Annotated in this window: 12 protein-coding genes; 10 read left to right on the forward strand and 2 right to left on the reverse strand. The window is 61.4% G+C overall.

What is annotated here, in order from left to right:
* Positions 1–114 precede the first annotated feature (114 nt).
* Both HMPREF2710_RS01320 and HMPREF2710_RS01325 read left to right on the forward strand, forming a co-directional pair.
* Positions 115–627 carry an OsmC family protein gene (locus HMPREF2710_RS01320; RefSeq protein WP_012903133.1) on the forward strand — a complete coding sequence of 171 codons (513 nt, stop codon included), beginning with the start codon at positions 115–117 and terminating at the stop codon, positions 625–627.
* Positions 628–935: 308 nt separating this feature from the next.
* Complete coding sequence (locus HMPREF2710_RS01325; RefSeq protein WP_070599110.1) at positions 936–2,429, forward strand: amino acid permease; 1,494 nt, start codon at positions 936–938, stop codon at positions 2,427–2,429.
* Between the two features lie 132 nt (positions 2,430–2,561).
* On the opposite strand, the gene HMPREF2710_RS01330 is transcribed toward HMPREF2710_RS01325, so the two are convergent.
* Positions 2,562–4,232, reverse strand: coding sequence for a hypothetical protein (locus HMPREF2710_RS01330; RefSeq protein WP_070599114.1), 1,671 nt, complete (start codon positions 4,230–4,232; stop codon positions 2,562–2,564).
* A gap of 251 nt (positions 4,233–4,483) precedes the next feature.
* Here HMPREF2710_RS01330 and HMPREF2710_RS01335 point away from each other — a divergent pair, with 251 nt between their 5' ends.
* The 3 genes from HMPREF2710_RS01335 to HMPREF2710_RS01345 all read left to right on the forward strand — a co-directional run bounded on the left by HMPREF2710_RS01335 (position 4,484) and on the right by HMPREF2710_RS01345 (position 6,479).
* The gene (locus HMPREF2710_RS01335; protein ID WP_083303472.1) at positions 4,484–5,008 is read left to right on the forward strand and encodes an NUDIX hydrolase; all 525 of its coding nucleotides are present in this window, start codon (positions 4,484–4,486) and stop codon (positions 5,006–5,008) included.
* 137 nt (positions 5,009–5,145) lie between these two features.
* Entirely contained in the window at positions 5,146–5,748 is a 603-nt protein-coding gene (locus HMPREF2710_RS01340; protein WP_070599116.1) for an LOG family protein, read from the forward strand.
* Positions 5,749–5,774: 26 nt separating this feature from the next.
* Positions 5,775–6,479 carry a pyroglutamyl-peptidase I gene (locus tag HMPREF2710_RS01345; RefSeq protein ID WP_070599118.1) on the forward strand — a complete coding sequence of 235 codons (705 nt, stop codon included), beginning with the start codon at positions 5,775–5,777 and terminating at the stop codon, positions 6,477–6,479.
* 129 nt (positions 6,480–6,608) lie between these two features.
* On the opposite strand, the gene pgi is transcribed toward HMPREF2710_RS01345, so the two are convergent.
* Complete coding sequence (pgi, locus tag HMPREF2710_RS01350) at positions 6,609–8,285, reverse strand: glucose-6-phosphate isomerase (RefSeq protein WP_049359040.1); 1,677 nt, start codon at positions 8,283–8,285, stop codon at positions 6,609–6,611.
* Between the two features lie 129 nt (positions 8,286–8,414).
* Between pgi and HMPREF2710_RS01355 the strand changes: the two genes are divergently transcribed.
* The 5 genes from HMPREF2710_RS01355 (at position 8,415) to dapC (ending at position 15,388) form a co-directional block, all read left to right on the forward strand.
* Positions 8,415–9,347 (forward strand): NAD(+) diphosphatase, encoded by a 933-nt coding sequence (locus tag HMPREF2710_RS01355; RefSeq protein WP_070541550.1) that lies wholly within the window; start codon positions 8,415–8,417, stop codon positions 9,345–9,347.
* Positions 9,348–9,557: 210 nt separating this feature from the next.
* The gene (gene typA / locus HMPREF2710_RS01360) at positions 9,558–11,468 is read left to right on the forward strand and encodes a translational GTPase TypA (protein ID WP_070599120.1); all 1,911 of its coding nucleotides are present in this window, start codon (positions 9,558–9,560) and stop codon (positions 11,466–11,468) included.
* Positions 11,469–11,868: 400 nt separating this feature from the next.
* Positions 11,869–13,218, forward strand: a complete 1,350-nt coding sequence (locus HMPREF2710_RS01365) for a PIG-L family deacetylase (RefSeq protein WP_049347063.1) — start codon at positions 11,869–11,871, stop codon at positions 13,216–13,218.
* Positions 13,219–13,717: 499 nt separating this feature from the next.
* Positions 13,718–14,038, forward strand: a complete 321-nt coding sequence (gene fdxA, locus HMPREF2710_RS01370; RefSeq protein ID WP_049354209.1) for a ferredoxin — start codon at positions 13,718–13,720, stop codon at positions 14,036–14,038.
* 210 nt (positions 14,039–14,248) lie between these two features.
* Complete coding sequence (gene dapC, locus HMPREF2710_RS01375; protein WP_070599122.1) at positions 14,249–15,388, forward strand: succinyldiaminopimelate transaminase; 1,140 nt, start codon at positions 14,249–14,251, stop codon at positions 15,386–15,388.
* The last annotated feature ends 84 nt before the right edge of the window (positions 15,389–15,472 follow it).

Genomic DNA, 15,472 nt, shown 5'->3' on the forward strand with positions numbered 1-15,472 from the left:
TCGAGAAAAAGAGTCCGGGAATAAAATATGAGAAACACGCTTATAGTGAATGACGCTAAACAACGCGGCGCTGAATAACCTAGTGACCGTGCAGACAACCCGAAAGGAACCTCAATGGCTGAACAGAACAACGCTGAGCAGAACAACACCGTGCAGACCGCAGAAGAGCAGAAGAAGGTGTACTCGCGCCAGCAGGAACGCCGCGAACTCGAAAACTACCGTCAGACCAAAATCGAGCGCATCGACCGCCTGCGCTACCGTGCCTACGGTGCCAACGGCGCAACCCTCGACTTCGGTGTGGGTGAGGGCCTGCTGACCCCCGTCGAGCTGCTACTCGCCGCTATTGCCGGTTGCTCCTCCGTGGATGTGGACGCGGGTACCTCCCGCCGCTCCACCCCGGAGGTGTTCGAGGTTCTCGCCTCGGCGCTGAAGCAGACCGAAGACGGCGCGGTGCGCCTCGACGACGTTGAGGTGGACTTTGATGTGCGATTCCCCGCCGATGAGCAGGGCGCCAAGGCGCAGAAGATGGTGGACCGTCTGATTCAGCTCAGCGAGCAGAAGGACTGCACTGTTTCTCGTACCGTGGAGCACCCCACGAACGTTTCGTTCCACAACCTGGCTGACTAAAGCCGGGTGAGCTGAATAAATCGGGTGAATTAGCCTGATAGGGAACCCTCCCGTACCGCATATACATGAGCGGTGCGGGAGGGTTTTTCTGTGTTTTTGTGGTTTTGGGTGGAAAAGAGCCTCAAAAGCGGGTAGGATTGACCCTCAGATTAGGAAAACTTACGGTACGTAAGAAATCCTTAAGATTGAAGAATTTCTTGACCCAGGCACAAACCTTCGGCGGCACCACCCGCAGCAAGACTAGACTGGACACCAGACTAGACCGCTAGCAAACGCACGAAGCAATAGCCTCAGAAAGAAGACCTGACATGGCACAGCCTACAGAGACTTCCGGCGCTGCATCGGAAGCCACCCCCGCAGAGGGTGAACTGAAGCGAGGCCTCTCCGCCCGCCACATGCAGATGATCGCAATCGGCGGCGCAATCGGCACCGGCCTCTTCGTCGCCTCCGGTAAGACCATCTCCACCGCAGGCCCCGGCGGCGCAATCCTCGCCTACGCCCTCATCGGCATCATGGTGCTCTTCCTCATGCAGTCCCTCGGCGAGATGGCTGCGCACCTGCCCGTCCCCGGCGCATTCCAGACCTACGCGGCACGCTACGTGTCCCCGTCCTTCGGCTTCGCCATGGGTTGGAACTACTGGTTCAACTGGGCGATTACCGTCGCCGCCGAACTCGTCGCTGTCGGCGAGGTGATGAGGTACTGGTTCCCGGACATCCCATCCTGGGTGTGGGCGGCAGGATTCCTCGTGCTGCTGACCGGCATCAACGCCCTCTCGGCACGCTCCTACGGTGAAAGCGAATTCTGGCTCGCCACCATCAAGGTCGTTACGGTGGTCGTCTTCCTCATCGCGGGTATCGCCATGATTTTCGGCATCCTGGGCGGTAGCTCCCCGGGCGTCTCCAACTGGACTGTCGGTGAGGCACCCTTTGTCGGCGGCGCACCCGCCGTACTCGCCATCTTCATGGTGGCAGGCTTCTCCTTCCAGGGCACCGAAATGATCGGTGTGGCTGCCGGCGAATCTGAGAACCCCCGCCGCGACGTGCCCCGTGCGCTGACCAGCGTGTTCTGGCGCATCATGCTCTTCTACATCGGCGCGATGGTCGTCATCGGCTTCCTGATTCCTTACTCCGACCCGAACCTGCTCACCGCAGCGGACGGCAACATCAACATCTCCCCGTTCACCCTCATCTTCGAGCGTGCGGGCATCGCCTTCGCGGCAGCCATCATGAACGCCGTGATCCTCTCCGCAGTGCTCTCAGCAGGTAACTCGGGCCTGTACGTTTCGGCTCGTATGCTCTTCGCGCTCGCCCAGGAGGGTAAGGCACCGAAGATGTTCACCCGCATCAACTCCGGCGGCGTGCCCATGAACGCGCTGCTGGCAACCGCAGCTATCGGCGCGGTCGGCTTCATCGCCGCACTGCTCTCGCCCGATGGTGCGTACCTGTGGCTGGTGAACGTGTCCGGTCTGGCTGGCTTCATCACCTGGGTGGGTATCGCCGTGGCGCACTACCGTTTCCGCCGCGCATACCTGAAGCAGGGTAACAGCCTGAAGGACCTGCCCTACGTGGCGCCGTTCTTCCCTGCAGGCCCGATTATCGCCTTCCTCATGTGCCTGGTTGTTATTGGTGGCCAGAACTACGAGGCGTTCCTGAGCGGTGACTGGGCTGGTGTGCTCAGCTCCTACATTGGTCTGCCCGTGATTATCGCGGTCTGGCTGGTGCACCGCGTGGTCACTCGTGACCGCCTGATTCCGCTGGATCAGATTGACGTGAGCGGCATTGATGTTAAGGCCTCGAAGTAACACGAACGCCAGCTGATTGAATGAGCTGATACGTGAAGAGCCGCCGGTTCCCCTAACTGAGGAGAGCCGGCGGCTCTTTGCTATCTGCAGTTTATTCCGCACGGGAGAGCTAGGCTGTGCGCCCTGTAGCTCTTAGGAGTGGCGGCGCGAGCGCAGAACGCTCAGACCAAGACCCGCACAGATTGCAACAACACCAATGCCAACAATCACACCAACGCTGGATGCACCGGTGCTCGCCAGGGTAGCCTTCTTGCGGTTGCTCTCCTTAGCAAGGCTGTCCTTTGCCAGCGTGTCCTGAGCCGAGCGGGCGGCGGTCACCGGAGCCTCCTGAGCTGGCTTACTCTGAGCTGGCTTACTCTTGGGATGCGCCACGGTTGCGTCCTCCAGCTTGTCAGCGTTGGGGGTCTTATCGGCAACCGGCGCCTGATCTGCCGCGGGAACCTTGTCAGCAGGTGCCTTATCTGCAGGCATCGGAGCTTCAGGCAGTGCCGGGACGGTCGGCGCATCGGTGGGGTTCACGCCCACGGTTGCTTCCGGCAGAGCGGGAACCGTCGGGGCATCAGTGGGATTCACGCCTACGGTTGCTTCCGGCAGGGGCGCTACGGTCGGTGCGTCGGTGGGGTTCACACCCACGGTTGCTTCGGGCAGGGGTGCCACGGTGGGTGCGTCAGTGGGGTTCACTCCGACGGTTGCTTCCGGCAGGGGCGCTACGGTCGGTGCGTCGGTCGGGTTTACGCCAATGGTTGCTTCGGGCAGGGGTGCCACGGTGGGCGCATCGGTCGGGTTCACTCCGACGGTTGCCTCGGGCAGGGGAGCCACAGTCGGTGCGTCGGTCGGGTTTACGCCCACGGTTGCCTCGGGCAGGGGCGCTACGGTGGGTGCGTCAGTGGGGTTCACACCGACGGTTGCCTCGGGCAGGGGCGCCACAGTCGGGGCGTAGGTCGGAACCGCCGACACCACGGGCTCCTGCGCGAAAAGCTCAAGAGGCTTCTGGGCATCAAACGAACCGTACTCGGCACCCTCAACGCCAGCAGCCATGGTGCCCGCAATGTACTTGTGGGAGGTATTCAGTGTCGCCGCAACATCCGCCGGAACCTTCACCTCCGTCTCAAAGACACCGTTGTGAATCTGCGAAGCAGGTACGGTCACCTCAGCCACGAAACGCATACCCGTCTGGGGAAAACGACCGGGAACCCACACATTCGTATCAGACACCACCACGCGCACACCGTGCGGGGTCGCCTCACCGGTGTAGCCGGTACCGCGCACCTTCAACACAGTCTCACCCTTGGTGTTCAGACGCGGCGAATCCACGTGCAGAACCGGTGCGGCGCTATCCTTCACAACGTCCATGCGCAGAACCTGACCGCCACCGTAACCATCAACGATGATATTGGCGACGAAGCTGTAGTTCTTCGCCGGGTCAATCAGGCTACCCGGAACGTAATGGGTCGCAGTCGCCGTGCCGTCCTTGAACGGGCCCTCAACGCGCACCGTCTGAATCGGGTTCAGAAACGGGAAACCCCTATGGTTTGCCTCGTGCAATGCCGGGGCGAAAGCAGTAGTTTTCGCGGGCAGTTTCGACGCCTTGAACGTAATCTTGTTCAGACGCAGGGCGGTTTTCAGCTCACGGGTATTGGTCTCAACCTTGTAGTTGTAGACCGTAATAACCGGCGGGTTATCCGGATTCGGGGTATCAGCCGCTGCAACAGAAGGCAGAGCGCACAAGCTCAAGGAAGCGGCAAGAAGAACAGAAGCGCCGGCGCTACCGTAGCGGCGGGAACGAGAAGAGTTAGCCATCATGAAGTTCCTTCTACATGGGTGATTGAGTGATCCGCACTCTTCCTGTATCACGCCAAGTCGAGTGCGTATACGGTACCGCGACATCGCGGTTAATTACACCGTAACACGCACCTAAACGCATGAACCGGACATAACATAACTCGCCGAAATATTACGTAAAACCAATGCCTACAGGGCGCACAATAGGGCGGATGAATAAGACAAACACGCACAGCGCCGGGTGGAGGATACGGAAATGCTAGGGTAGAAAGATGCCCACGCAGAAGAACCCGCAGAACCGAGTAGAAGCAGCCCAACCCACCGAGCACAGCGCTACTGAACACAGCGCCATCGACAGCACGCACCGCGTCGTAAACGTGTGCGCTGTAGCAATCCGCAACTGGGACGGGCTCGTACTCACCGTGCGCAAACGGGGCAGTGACGGGTTCATGATGCCCGGCGGCAAACCCGAACCGGGGGAGACCCCGCTACAGACCGCCTGCCGCGAAGTGAACGAAGAAATCGGGCTCATCCCCGACCCCGACCGGATGCACCACCGCGGACTCCTGGAAGCGGCGGCACTGAACGAGGCAGGCTTTACGGTACGCGCCGAAACCTACGAATACGCACCCACCGACGAACAACACGAGCTATTGGCTTCGCTGGTGCCGCAGGCAGAAATCGCTGAGTTGCGCTGGGTCAACCCCGCCATGAGCAGCCCCTCCGATAGCGCCGCGCAGGCACCTCTCAATACCGAGCAGATCTTCCCGCTGCTGGCACGCACCCCGCTACCGTAACCACCGCGCCCATGCCCCCCTGAACTGGCGGGCGGCACACATGAGGTACACAGGTACATCCGGTACCCTCAACAACAGACAACCCATAGAGGGCGGGGCGCAACGCCGCGCACCCGCTGCACAACCCAAGGAGAACCATGAAGAAGACTGACTACAACCTCGCCGTCTACTGCGGCGCACGCTCCGGCAACGACCCGCTCTTCACCGAGCGCGCCCGCGAGCTCGGCACCCTCTGCGCTCGGAACAATATTGGCGTGGTCTACGGCGGCGGCCGCACCGGCCTGATGGGCACCGTCGCGGGCGCGACCCTGGATGCCGGCGGCGTGGTCTACGGCGTGGTCACCCACAAGCTGGTCGGTCTGGAGGGCGTCTACCCCGGCCAGACCACCCTCGACATCGTGGACACCATGCACCAGCGCAAAATCGCCATGATTGAGAAGGCCGACGCTTTCGTCGCCATGCCCGGCGGCCCCGGCACCCTGGAAGAGTTCTTCGAGGTGTTCAGCTGGCAGTTCCTCGACATCCACTCCAAGCCGGTTGCGCTGCTGAACGTGAGCGGCTACTGGGATAAGCTCATCGACGCGATGCACTACATGGCCTCCACCGGCCTGCTGAACGAGCGCTACCTGGACGAACTCATTATCGCGACCACTCCCGAGGAGCTGCTGGATGCGCTCGCCAAGGACCTAGAGCGCCGCGCCGCCGAAAAGAACGCCGCCGAAAAGAACACTGCCGAATAAAACCAACGCAGAAAACGAGAACGACTATGGCAACCACCCCCAATCAGGCACGCACCCTGCTGCTGACCTACTTCGGCCCGTTCCCCGGCGTGCCGGTGAACCCTACCGTAGCGCTCGCCGAAGGTGCTCAGCGTCTGCTGACCCGGATGCGCCCGGATTTGAATGTCATCACCCGCGAGCTGCCCGTTAGCTACGACGGTTCCAGCACCGCCCTGCGCGCCGCCCTGCAGGATGTGCAGCCCGACGCGCTCATCAGCCTGGGTGTGGCGGTTGGCCGCGACGTGGTCAGCCTCGAGCAGGTCGCTATCAACCTGGACTCCGCCGGTATTGAAGATAACGACGGCGACCAGCGCTGCGATGAGCCGATCGCTCCGGGCGGTCAGGAGGCGTACTTCTCCTCCCTGCCGGTGCGCGCCAGCTTTGAGCGCCTGCGTGTGGCGGGGGAGCCGGTCGAGATTTCGTACACCGCCGGAACCTACGTGTGCAACCACGTGTTCTATGAGGGCCAGCGCATCAGCCGTGAGCTGGGGCTGAGCATCCCCGCCGGGTTCGTGCACGTGCCCGCAACCCGAGCCGACGGTGACGAGGCGACCGAAGGTGTAGAACTGACCGCCCACCGTGACGCCGGTGGCGTGGTACGCGACGAGCAGGGCATCCCGCAGCTGCCCGAATCCACCGTGGTGCGCATTATTGCGGAGGTCGCCTCCGACACCCTGCCCGCGCTGGACTAACAGCACGGGGTATTAGCTAGAACCCATATAGCAAAACCGCCGGATAGCCTCCCGAACTGGGAGCCTATCCGGCGGTTTGTGCATCCTATACCCGCAGGCCATAAAACCCTCGGGGCTATGTTTGAGCTACTACTTGGTGCGGTTCTTCAGGTAGTAGTCAATCAGCGAAGCGGTCGAAGAATCCTGACGCTCCAGAACCTCGCGGTCACCCTCAATAGCGGGAACCAGGTCCAGCGCCAGCTTCTTACCGAGCTCAACGCCCCACTGGTCGAAGGAGTCAATGCCCCAAACAACACCCTGAACGAAAGTGATGTGCTCGTACAGGGCAATCAGGGAGCCCAGAACGCGCGGGGTCAGGCGCGGTGCCATGATGGAGGTGGAGGGGCGGTTGCCGCTGAAGATACGTGCGTTGACCACGTGCTCCGCGGTGCCCTCTGCGCGAACCTCTTCCTCGGTCTTGCCGAACGCCAGAGCCTGAGACTGTGCGAAGAAGTTAGCCAGGAACAGCTCGTGAACGTCCTGCTCGCCGTCCTTGGTCGGGTGGACCGGGTTGGCGAAGGCCAGGAAGTCCGCGGGAATCAGGCGGGTGCCCTGGTGAATCAGCTGGTAGAAGGCGTGCTGGCCGTTGGTGCCGGGCTCGCCCCAGAACACTTCACCGGTTGCGTAGTTGACGAAGGAGCCGTCTGCGCGAACGGACTTGCCGTTGGACTCCATGGTCAGCTGCTGCAGGTATGCGGGGAAGCGGTGCAGGTACTGGTCGTAGGGCAGAACCGCGTGGGTCTCCGCGCCGAGGAAGTTTACGTTCCAGATGTTCAGCAGACCCATCAGAACGGGCACGTTCTGCGCCAGGGGAGCGGTGCGGAAGTGCTCATCCATTGCGTGGAAGCCAGCGAGGAATTCAGCGAAAACCTTCGGGCCGAAAACAATAGCCAGGGAGGTGCCGATTGCGGAGTCTACGGAGTAGCGGCCGCCAACCCAGTCCCAGAAGCCGAAGGCGTTCTCGGGGTCAATGCCGAATGCTGCAACCTTGTCGAGTGCGGTGGAGACAGCCACGAAGTGCTTAGCCACAGCTTCGGATGCTTCCTTACCTTCCAGCGCGCCAGCCTCACGCAGGGAGGAGAGCAGCCACTCGCGTGCCACGCGTGCGTTGGTCAGGGTCTCGAGGGTGCCGAAGGTCTTGGATGCGACGATGAACAGGGTGGTCTCGGGGTCCAGGTCGGAGACCTTCTCAGCCACATCGGTCGGGTCAATGTTGGAGATGAAACGTGCGGTGATACCTGCATCTGCGTAGGGCTTGAGAGCCTCGTACACCATGACCGGGCCCAGGTCAGAGCCACCGATACCGATGTTCACGACGGTCTCGATGCGCTTGCCGGTGATGCCGGTCCACTCGCCGTTGCGCACGCGCTCAGCGAATGCGTAAATCTTCTTCAGCACGGCGTGAACGTCTGCGTCTACGTCCTGGCCGTCAACGATCAGTGCCGGGGTGTAACCCTCGGGGCGGCGCAGCGCGGTGTGCAGTACGGCGCGGTCCTCGGTGACGTTAATGTGCTCACCGGAGAACATTGCCTCGCGAGCCTGCTCCAGCTTGACCTCTTCAGCGAGCTTGAGCAGCAGCTCAACGGTTTCGGAGGTAATCAGGTTCTTGGACAGGTCGACGTGCAGTTCGTCGGCGGTGAAGCTGAACTTCTGCGCGCGTTCCGGGTCAGCGGCAAACCATTCGCTCAGGTTCGGAGTGAGGGACTTGTGATGAGCAGACAGAGCGGACCATGCGGAGGTGGTCGTAGGGTCAATAGAAGTAGTCATGGTTCCATTCTCTTATTTTCGGGTGCCTCTGTCATCTCTTTCGAAGGTGATATGGAACGATACGGCGAAAAAATCGAAACCTGGCACGTCATTGTGGGCCTTGCAGTATCAAGATGTAGAGTAAACCCCATGACTTCTTCATCTGAACACACTCCCGCTGATACTCATGCACCGCGCCACCTGCTCATCTCCCGCGAAGGGGAAACCCTGCTCAGCGATGACGGAACCCTGCACTACCTGACCGGTATCGGTACTGCCGAGCCGCTGACCGAAGACGCTATCCTTGCGCGCAGCGTGATTCGCCCCGCCGCCTACGGTGCTGACGCCCAGAAGAATAGTGAGGCAGAGGTGCACGTGCTCTACTGCGAGGACGAAACCCTCGCGCAGGTCGCCGCCGACCTGAACAACCCTCGGGTGCACGCCTCCGCCAGTGGCTTCCGCTACTACCCGGTCCATGATGACCCGGAAGGCCGCGCCCACTACGCCACCGCCCTGGCACGCCGCGACTACCTCATCGACATGCGCTACTCCGCATACAGCGGCGAGGAAGCGCCCCTCGGCTCCAAGGGCATCCGCCGCACCGCCTCCGGCGAGCTGGTGTTCCCCCGTATCGAACCCGCCGTGATGGCGCTGGTGACCAGCCGTGACGGCGAGCGCGTACTGCTGGCAAACAACCGCCAGTGGCACCCCAACCGTTTTGCGCTCATCGCCGGATTCGTTGACCCCGGCGAAAACCTCGAAGAGGCAATCGCCCGCGAAGTCTACGAAGAAACCGGCCTGCACGCCCTCAGCACCGAGTACCGTATGAGCGATGTGTGGCCTTTCCCGCGTTCGCTCATGATTTGCTACCGGGCGCGCGTGGATGAGAACGAACCCATCATCCACCACGACGGTGAGATTCGCGCCGCCCGCTGGTTTACCGCCGCTGAGTTGCGTGAGGCGATTGCTATTTCGGAGGAGCGCGGCAACAGCGACGAGGATGACCCCGCCAAGCTGGAGCTGCCTGGCACGAATGCGGTCGCCCGCCGCATGCTTGATGAGTGGCTCGCAGAAAAGCCCTAGTGATACACTGGTAGCTAAGCCCAACGGAGGGGGGTCCGTTTTGGCGTGCCCGGAAACGTTCTCATCGCAGAGCGGGTCCATCGGCAAACACCCAAACCGGCAACGACCACCAGATACCTATCTGTGGGTACTGCCCTGTGACCCCCTGCGCTGTCTAGAGCGCACCCGTTGGCAAGACTATCCCCTAGATTTAAGCGAGAAACTTAACGCATGTCTGAAAACACCGCTTCGCGCCCCGACCTTCGCAATGTGGCTATCGTGGCACACGTTGACCACGGCAAGACCACCATCGTCGACGCGATGCTGCAGCAGACCCACGCCTTCTCTGCCCACGCAGATGTTGAAGACCGAGTCATGGACTCCGGCGACCTCGAAAAGGAAAAGGGCATCACCATTCTGGCGAAGAACACCACCGTGTTCTACAACGGCCCTTCCGCCAACGGTGAGACCATCACCATTAACGTTATTGACACCCCCGGCCACGCCGACTTCGGTGGCGAGGTGGAGCGCGGCCTGTCCATGGTTGACGGCGTTGTGCTGCTCGTGGACGCATCCGAAGGTCCGCTGCCCCAGACCCGCTTCGTGCTGCGTAAGGCACTGGCTGCTAAGCTGCCCGTGATCCTCGTGGTGAACAAGGTTGACCGCCCCGACTCCCGTATCGACGAGGTTGTTGGCGAGTCCATGGACCTGCTGCTTGGCCTGGCATCCGACCTGGCGGACGAGGTTCCCGACCTGGACCTGGACGCTGTGCTGAACGTTCCGGTGGTGTACGCATCCGGTAAGGCTGGCGCTGCATCCCTGAACCAGCCCGCAGACGGCCAGCTGCCCGACAACGACGACCTTGAGCCGCTGTTCAAGACCATCATCGAGCACGTGCCCGCCCCCACCTACGATCCCAACGAGGTTCTGCAGGCACACGTGACCAACCTGGACTCCTCTCCGTTCCTGGGTCGTCTGGCACTGGTCCGTATCTTCAACGGCACCCTGAAGAAGGGCCAGACCGTTGCGTGGGCACGTCACGACGGTGAAATCAAGAACGTCCGCATCTCCGAGCTGCTGGCTACCAAGGCTCTTGAGCGTGTTCCCGCAGAGTCCGCTGGCCCCGGCGAGATCGTCGCAGTGGCAGGTATTGAGGACATCACCATTGGTGAAACCCTGACCGACGCTGAGAACCCCAAGCCCCTGCCGCTGATTAAGGTGGACGATCCCGCGATCTCCATGACCATCGGTATTAACACCTCCCCGCTGGCTGGCCGCGTCAAGGGCGCAAAGGTCACCGCACGTCAGGTGAAGGACCGCCTGGACCGCGAGCTGATCGGTAACGTGTCCATCAAGGTTCTGCCCACCCAGCGTCCGGACGCGTGGGAAGTTCAGGGCCGTGGCGAGCTCGCCCTGGCTATCCTCGTGGAGCAGATGCGCCGCGAAGGCTTCGAGCTGACCGTGGGTAAGCCCCAGGTGGTTACCAAGACCATCGACGGCAAGGTCTACGAGCCCATGGAGCACATGATCATTGACGTGCCCGAGGAGCATCTGGGTGCTGTCACCCAGCTGATGGCTGCACGTAAGGGCCGCATGGAGAACATGTCGAACCACGGTACCGGTTGGGTCCGCATGGAGTTCGCTGTTCCCGCACGTGGTCTGATTGGTTTCCGTACTCAGTTCCTGACTGAGACCCGCGGTGCCGGTATTTCTTCCTCCTACTCGATTGAGCACGAGCCGTGGGCTGGCGAGATTGAGTACCGCACCAACGGTTCGCTGATTGCTGACCGTGCCGGCGTGGTGACCCCCTACGCGATGATTAACCTGCAGGAGCGTGGCACCTTCTTCGTGGAGCCCACCTCTGAGGTGTACGAGGGCATGATCGTTGGTATGAACTCCCGTGCAGACGACATGGAAGTTAACATCACCAAGGAAAAGAAGCTGACCAACATGCGTTCTTCGACTGCGGACAACTTCGAAAACCTGACCCCGCCGAAGAAGCTGACCCTGGAAGAGTGCCTGGAGTTCGCTCGCGAAGACGAGTGCGTTGAGGTGACCCCCGAGGCGATTCGTATCCGTAAGGTCATCCTGGATTCCAACGAGCGTGTCCGCGAGTTCCGCCGCCGCGCCCGCGCGAACTAATACAGCGCGAATGACTGTTAGCGTTAGCGACTAACCTGCTGTAGCGGGTGTCGTTGCCCGAGCGCTGTCGTTGCGTAGGAGCCGCCGCTACCTTTCATGTGGAAGGTGGCGGCGGTTCTGTTTAAATCTCAGGCGCGTTCGGGAAGTACCGGCGGGGTAGGGCGGAGAGAAGAACAAGGAGAGCGGAGTGCTTCTGCTTTCTGCTGAAAACCGCCTCCAAAAATCGCTCCTGAAAAGCCTGAACACCCCGCGCTGTGCATGCGAGTGTGTAAGATAAAATAATGCGCCTGCACGGTGGTGGCACCCGTCAGCTACTCAACGTCTGCTGATTAACGATGTAAATTGCCGGCGCGCTTTGACCGTCTAAGAGACCCAACCCTGCGTATGAGAGGGAAAGCCTGTGTCTGAAACCGAGAACACTCAGCCTGATTCTGCGACCCCTAGCTATCCCACGCAGGGTGAGCGCATCGCCCCCGGATCGCGCCGTGACCTGCTGCCGAATAACTACGATGCGAAGAAGGCACGCATCCTGTTTGTGCATGCACACCCGGACGACGAAACCTCCTCGACCGGCGCAACCATGGCGTACTACGCGCAGAAGGGTGCTGAGGTGTATCTGCTGACCGCGACCCGTGGCGAGCTGGGCGAGGTCATCCCCGAGGAACTGCACCACCTGGAGGTTGGTAAGCCCGGCTGCCGTGATAATGGTGAGGCGCTGGGCGAGTACCGTACCGGTGAGCTTGCCGGCGCTATCAAGGCGCTGGGCGTGAAGAAGCAGTTCTTCCTGGGCCAGGAACCCGCCGTCGCTGAGGGCGCGCTGCCCCTGTACCGTGACTCCGGCATGGCGTGGGGCCCGGAGGGTAAGCCCGTCGCCAACCCGGTGGCGGCGGAGGACTCGTTGACGGCGCAGCCGCTGGAACCGCAGGCTCAGGCGCTGGTTGCCGCTATCCGCGCCCTCACCCCGGATGTTCTGGTCACCTACGATTCGGACGGCGGCTACGGCCACCCCGACCACGTGCGCGTGTACGAGATTGTGCACCGTGCCCTGCAGATTCTTGAAGATGACGAGGACCGCCCGATTCTTACCTGGGGTATTGAGGGTGAGTTCGACGCGGCTGATCAGCGCCTGCAGGCTGCTATTTACGGTGACGGCACCGCCAAGCGCAAGGCAATGGAGGCGCACCGCACCCAGATTACGGTGGTGGACGAGAAGACTTTTGAGTACTCGAATAAGGTGCCGCAGAAGATTTCTTCCGTAGAGACTTTCCGTGTGCTCGACGGTGACCCGACGGCGACCGTGCACCCGAAGCCGCAGGAGGCTGGTCTGGTGGCGGGCGTTCTGACCGGCTCGATTCTGGGTATTTTTGCCGGTATTGCCGGGTCGATTTACCACGCTTGGGTCGTTTATGCGGGTGATACCGCCCTGCCCCTCGGCTTGCTGGTGGCGTACCTGACGGTTTTCTTTACCGCCCTGTGGTGCGCCCTGTCGCTGCGCCGCGGCTACGCGGCGGCGGTTGTGGCTGTTGCCGTGTTCGTGACCGTGTACGTGCTCGGATACGGTCGCCCCGATTCGCCGTTTGTTTTGGTGAACCCGGGTCATTCGGCGATTGGCTTCTACGGTGCCCTGTGGTGGTTTGGTGCCCCGGTTGCGGCGATGCTGGGTATGCTCGTGTACACGCGTGCTCGTGTGAAGGACGCGCAGTATTTCTCGCCGCGTGCGGCGCATCAGCGTGCGCGCGCTAAGAAGTAGTCTGAAGTCATCACTACGTCATATCGTGGGGGAGGGGCGTTCCGGTGTGCCGGGGCGCCCCTCCTGCTGTTTTTGGGCGCTACACCGCTGCTGTCTTCTGTACCCGCCGGATAGAGGCTCAGGTAGAGGACAATAGGGAAGAAAATTTATGCGTTATTCGGTGAATTTAGCGGAGGTGGAAATAGTGGCGACTTCATCAAAAAATTCATGTGACGAAGATTTCATTTTTGGCTTAATCTATTTTTAAAAGCCAGCCGACTAGTTGTAATGCAAATAAATACCAGGTCAGCCTAGCCTAAAAAATACCCCCACAAACCCAATGACCCACTGTCTGATACACCACGAAAATACTGTTAAACAGTCAGCGCGCGATAGACTATACACAGACTTCCCCGCCGGGTACCAACCACTCGGCGGTTTACTCTGTAGATTCTGCCCTGCAGCAGACGACCCGCAGAACGGCGGGCACGGGGCGAACAGCTTCTAGAAAGGCACACCAATGACCTACGTAATCGCGCTTCCCTGCGTGGATGTCAAAGACCGCGCATGCGTTGAAGAATGCCCCGTCGACTGCATCTACGAAGGTGAACGCACCCTGTACATCCACCCCGATGAGTGCGTGGACTGCGGCGCCTGCGAGCCCGTCTGCCCCGTAGAAGCAATCTACTACGAAGACGACGTCCCCGAAGAGTGGACCGAATACGTCAGCGCCAACGCAGACTTCTTCGACGACCTGGGTTCCCCCGGTGGCGCAGCAAAGCTCGGCCCCACCGGCAAGGACGTGCCCTTCATTGCGGCGCTGCCCCCTCGTGGCGAGTAGTAGCTGCGACGAGTAGTAGCCTGCGGCGAATAATAGCGACAACCGCATAGACTGACCGCACCCGCTAATGGGTGCCAAGAGCCTCCATCACAGCACCCGGTGCCCACGCACCGTCTAGGCGCTGGAATGGAGGCTCTTGCTGTAGGCACGCCAGCGCCCGGACGCTAGACTAAAATGACGAAAACTATTCCCAAGCAACCAGGTGACACAATGACTTACGGCCTGAACCTGCCCGAATACCCCTGGGAGGCGCTCGCCCCCTACCGCGCAACCGCGGCCGCCCACCCGGACGGTTCGGTGGACCTATCCATCGGCACCCCGGTCGACCCGACCCCGCAGAACATTCGTGAGGCGCTGGCGGCTGCCTCCGATGCACCCGGTTACCCGACCACCCACGGCACCCCCGCCCTGCGTGAGGCTATTGCCGAGTGGTTTGCGCGCCGCCGCGGTGTGACCGGTCTGAGCCCGGACGCGATCATGCCCACGGTCGGTTCGAAGGAGCTCGTGGCGTGGCTGCCGTTCCTGCTGGGTCTGGGCCCGGGCGATGTGGTCGTGTACCCGCGCGTTGCGTACCCCACCTACGATATGGGTGCCCGCTTCGCCCACGCCGAGTCTGTGCCCGCCGATAGCCTGGACGAGCTGGACGCTGACACCCGCAGCCGTGTGAAGCTGATTTGGGTGAACTCCCCTGCGAACCCGAACGGTGTGGTGCGTACCGTGGAGCAGCTGCGTGAGATTGTGGCGCAGGCGCGTGAAATCGGTGCCGTGGTGGCATCTGACGAGTGCTACGCGGAGCTCGGTTGGGGTGCCTGGGATGAGGCGCGCGGCGGTCAGCCGGTGCCGTCCATTCTGGATCCGCGCGTATGCGATGGTGACCTTACCGGCCTGTTTGCGGTGTACTCGCTGTCGAAGCAGTCGAACCTCGCCGGTTACCGTGCCGCGTTCATTGCCGGTGCCCCCGAGCTCATGCCGAACCTGATTAATAGCCGCAAGCACGCCGGCATGATTGTGCCCGCGCCCGTGCAGGCTGCCATGATGGTGGCGCTGGCTGATGAGGCGCACGTGGAGGCTCAGAAGGACCTGTACCGTGCCCGCCGTGAGGTGCTGGAGGAGGCGATTGCCGCCGCTGGTGGCCGCATCGAGAATTCTGAGGCTGGCCTGTACCTGTGGACCACTTTCGGCGAGTCCACCTGGGATTCGATTGGTCGCCTGGCGGAGCTGGGCATTATTGCTGGCCCCGGCGTGTTCTACGGCGAGGACGGCGAAGGCTACGTGCGTATTGCCCTGACCGCCTCCGATGAGGCGGTGGCGAAGGCTGCTGAGCGTCTGAAGGCATCTGCATCTAAGTAGTCCCGACGGGTCTAACTAGCCAGCATAGCAGAAAGCCCCCGCACCCTCCCGAAATGAACTGCCTCCCGTTTCTTGGACAACAAA

It is taken from the genome of Rothia sp. HMSC069D01 (genome assembly GCF_001810135.1).
In the GTDB taxonomy this organism is placed as follows: Bacteria; Actinomycetota; Actinomycetes; order Actinomycetales; family Micrococcaceae; genus Rothia.

Coding starts and splice junctions, on each gene's coding strand:
- HMPREF2710_RS01320 (WP_012903133.1), top strand. CDS start 115: ATGGCTGAACAGAACAACGCTGAGCAGAACAACACCGTGCAGACCGCA.
- HMPREF2710_RS01325 (WP_070599110.1), top strand. CDS start 936: ATGGCACAGCCTACAGAGACTTCCGGCGCTGCATCGGAAGCCACCCCC.
- HMPREF2710_RS01330 (WP_070599114.1), bottom strand. CDS start 4,232: ATGATGGCTAACTCTTCTCGTTCCCGCCGCTACGGTAGCGCCGGCGCT.
- HMPREF2710_RS01335 (WP_083303472.1), top strand. CDS start 4,484: ATGCCCACGCAGAAGAACCCGCAGAACCGAGTAGAAGCAGCCCAACCC.
- HMPREF2710_RS01340 (WP_070599116.1), top strand. CDS start 5,146: ATGAAGAAGACTGACTACAACCTCGCCGTCTACTGCGGCGCACGCTCC.
- HMPREF2710_RS01345 (WP_070599118.1), top strand. CDS start 5,775: ATGGCAACCACCCCCAATCAGGCACGCACCCTGCTGCTGACCTACTTC.
- pgi (WP_049359040.1), bottom strand. CDS start 8,285: ATGACTACTTCTATTGACCCTACGACCACCTCCGCATGGTCCGCTCTG.
- HMPREF2710_RS01355 (WP_070541550.1), top strand. CDS start 8,415: ATGACTTCTTCATCTGAACACACTCCCGCTGATACTCATGCACCGCGC.
- typA (WP_070599120.1), top strand. CDS start 9,558: ATGTCTGAAAACACCGCTTCGCGCCCCGACCTTCGCAATGTGGCTATC.
- fdxA (WP_049354209.1), top strand. CDS start 13,718: ATGACCTACGTAATCGCGCTTCCCTGCGTGGATGTCAAAGACCGCGCA.
- dapC (WP_070599122.1), top strand. CDS start 14,249: ATGACTTACGGCCTGAACCTGCCCGAATACCCCTGGGAGGCGCTCGCC.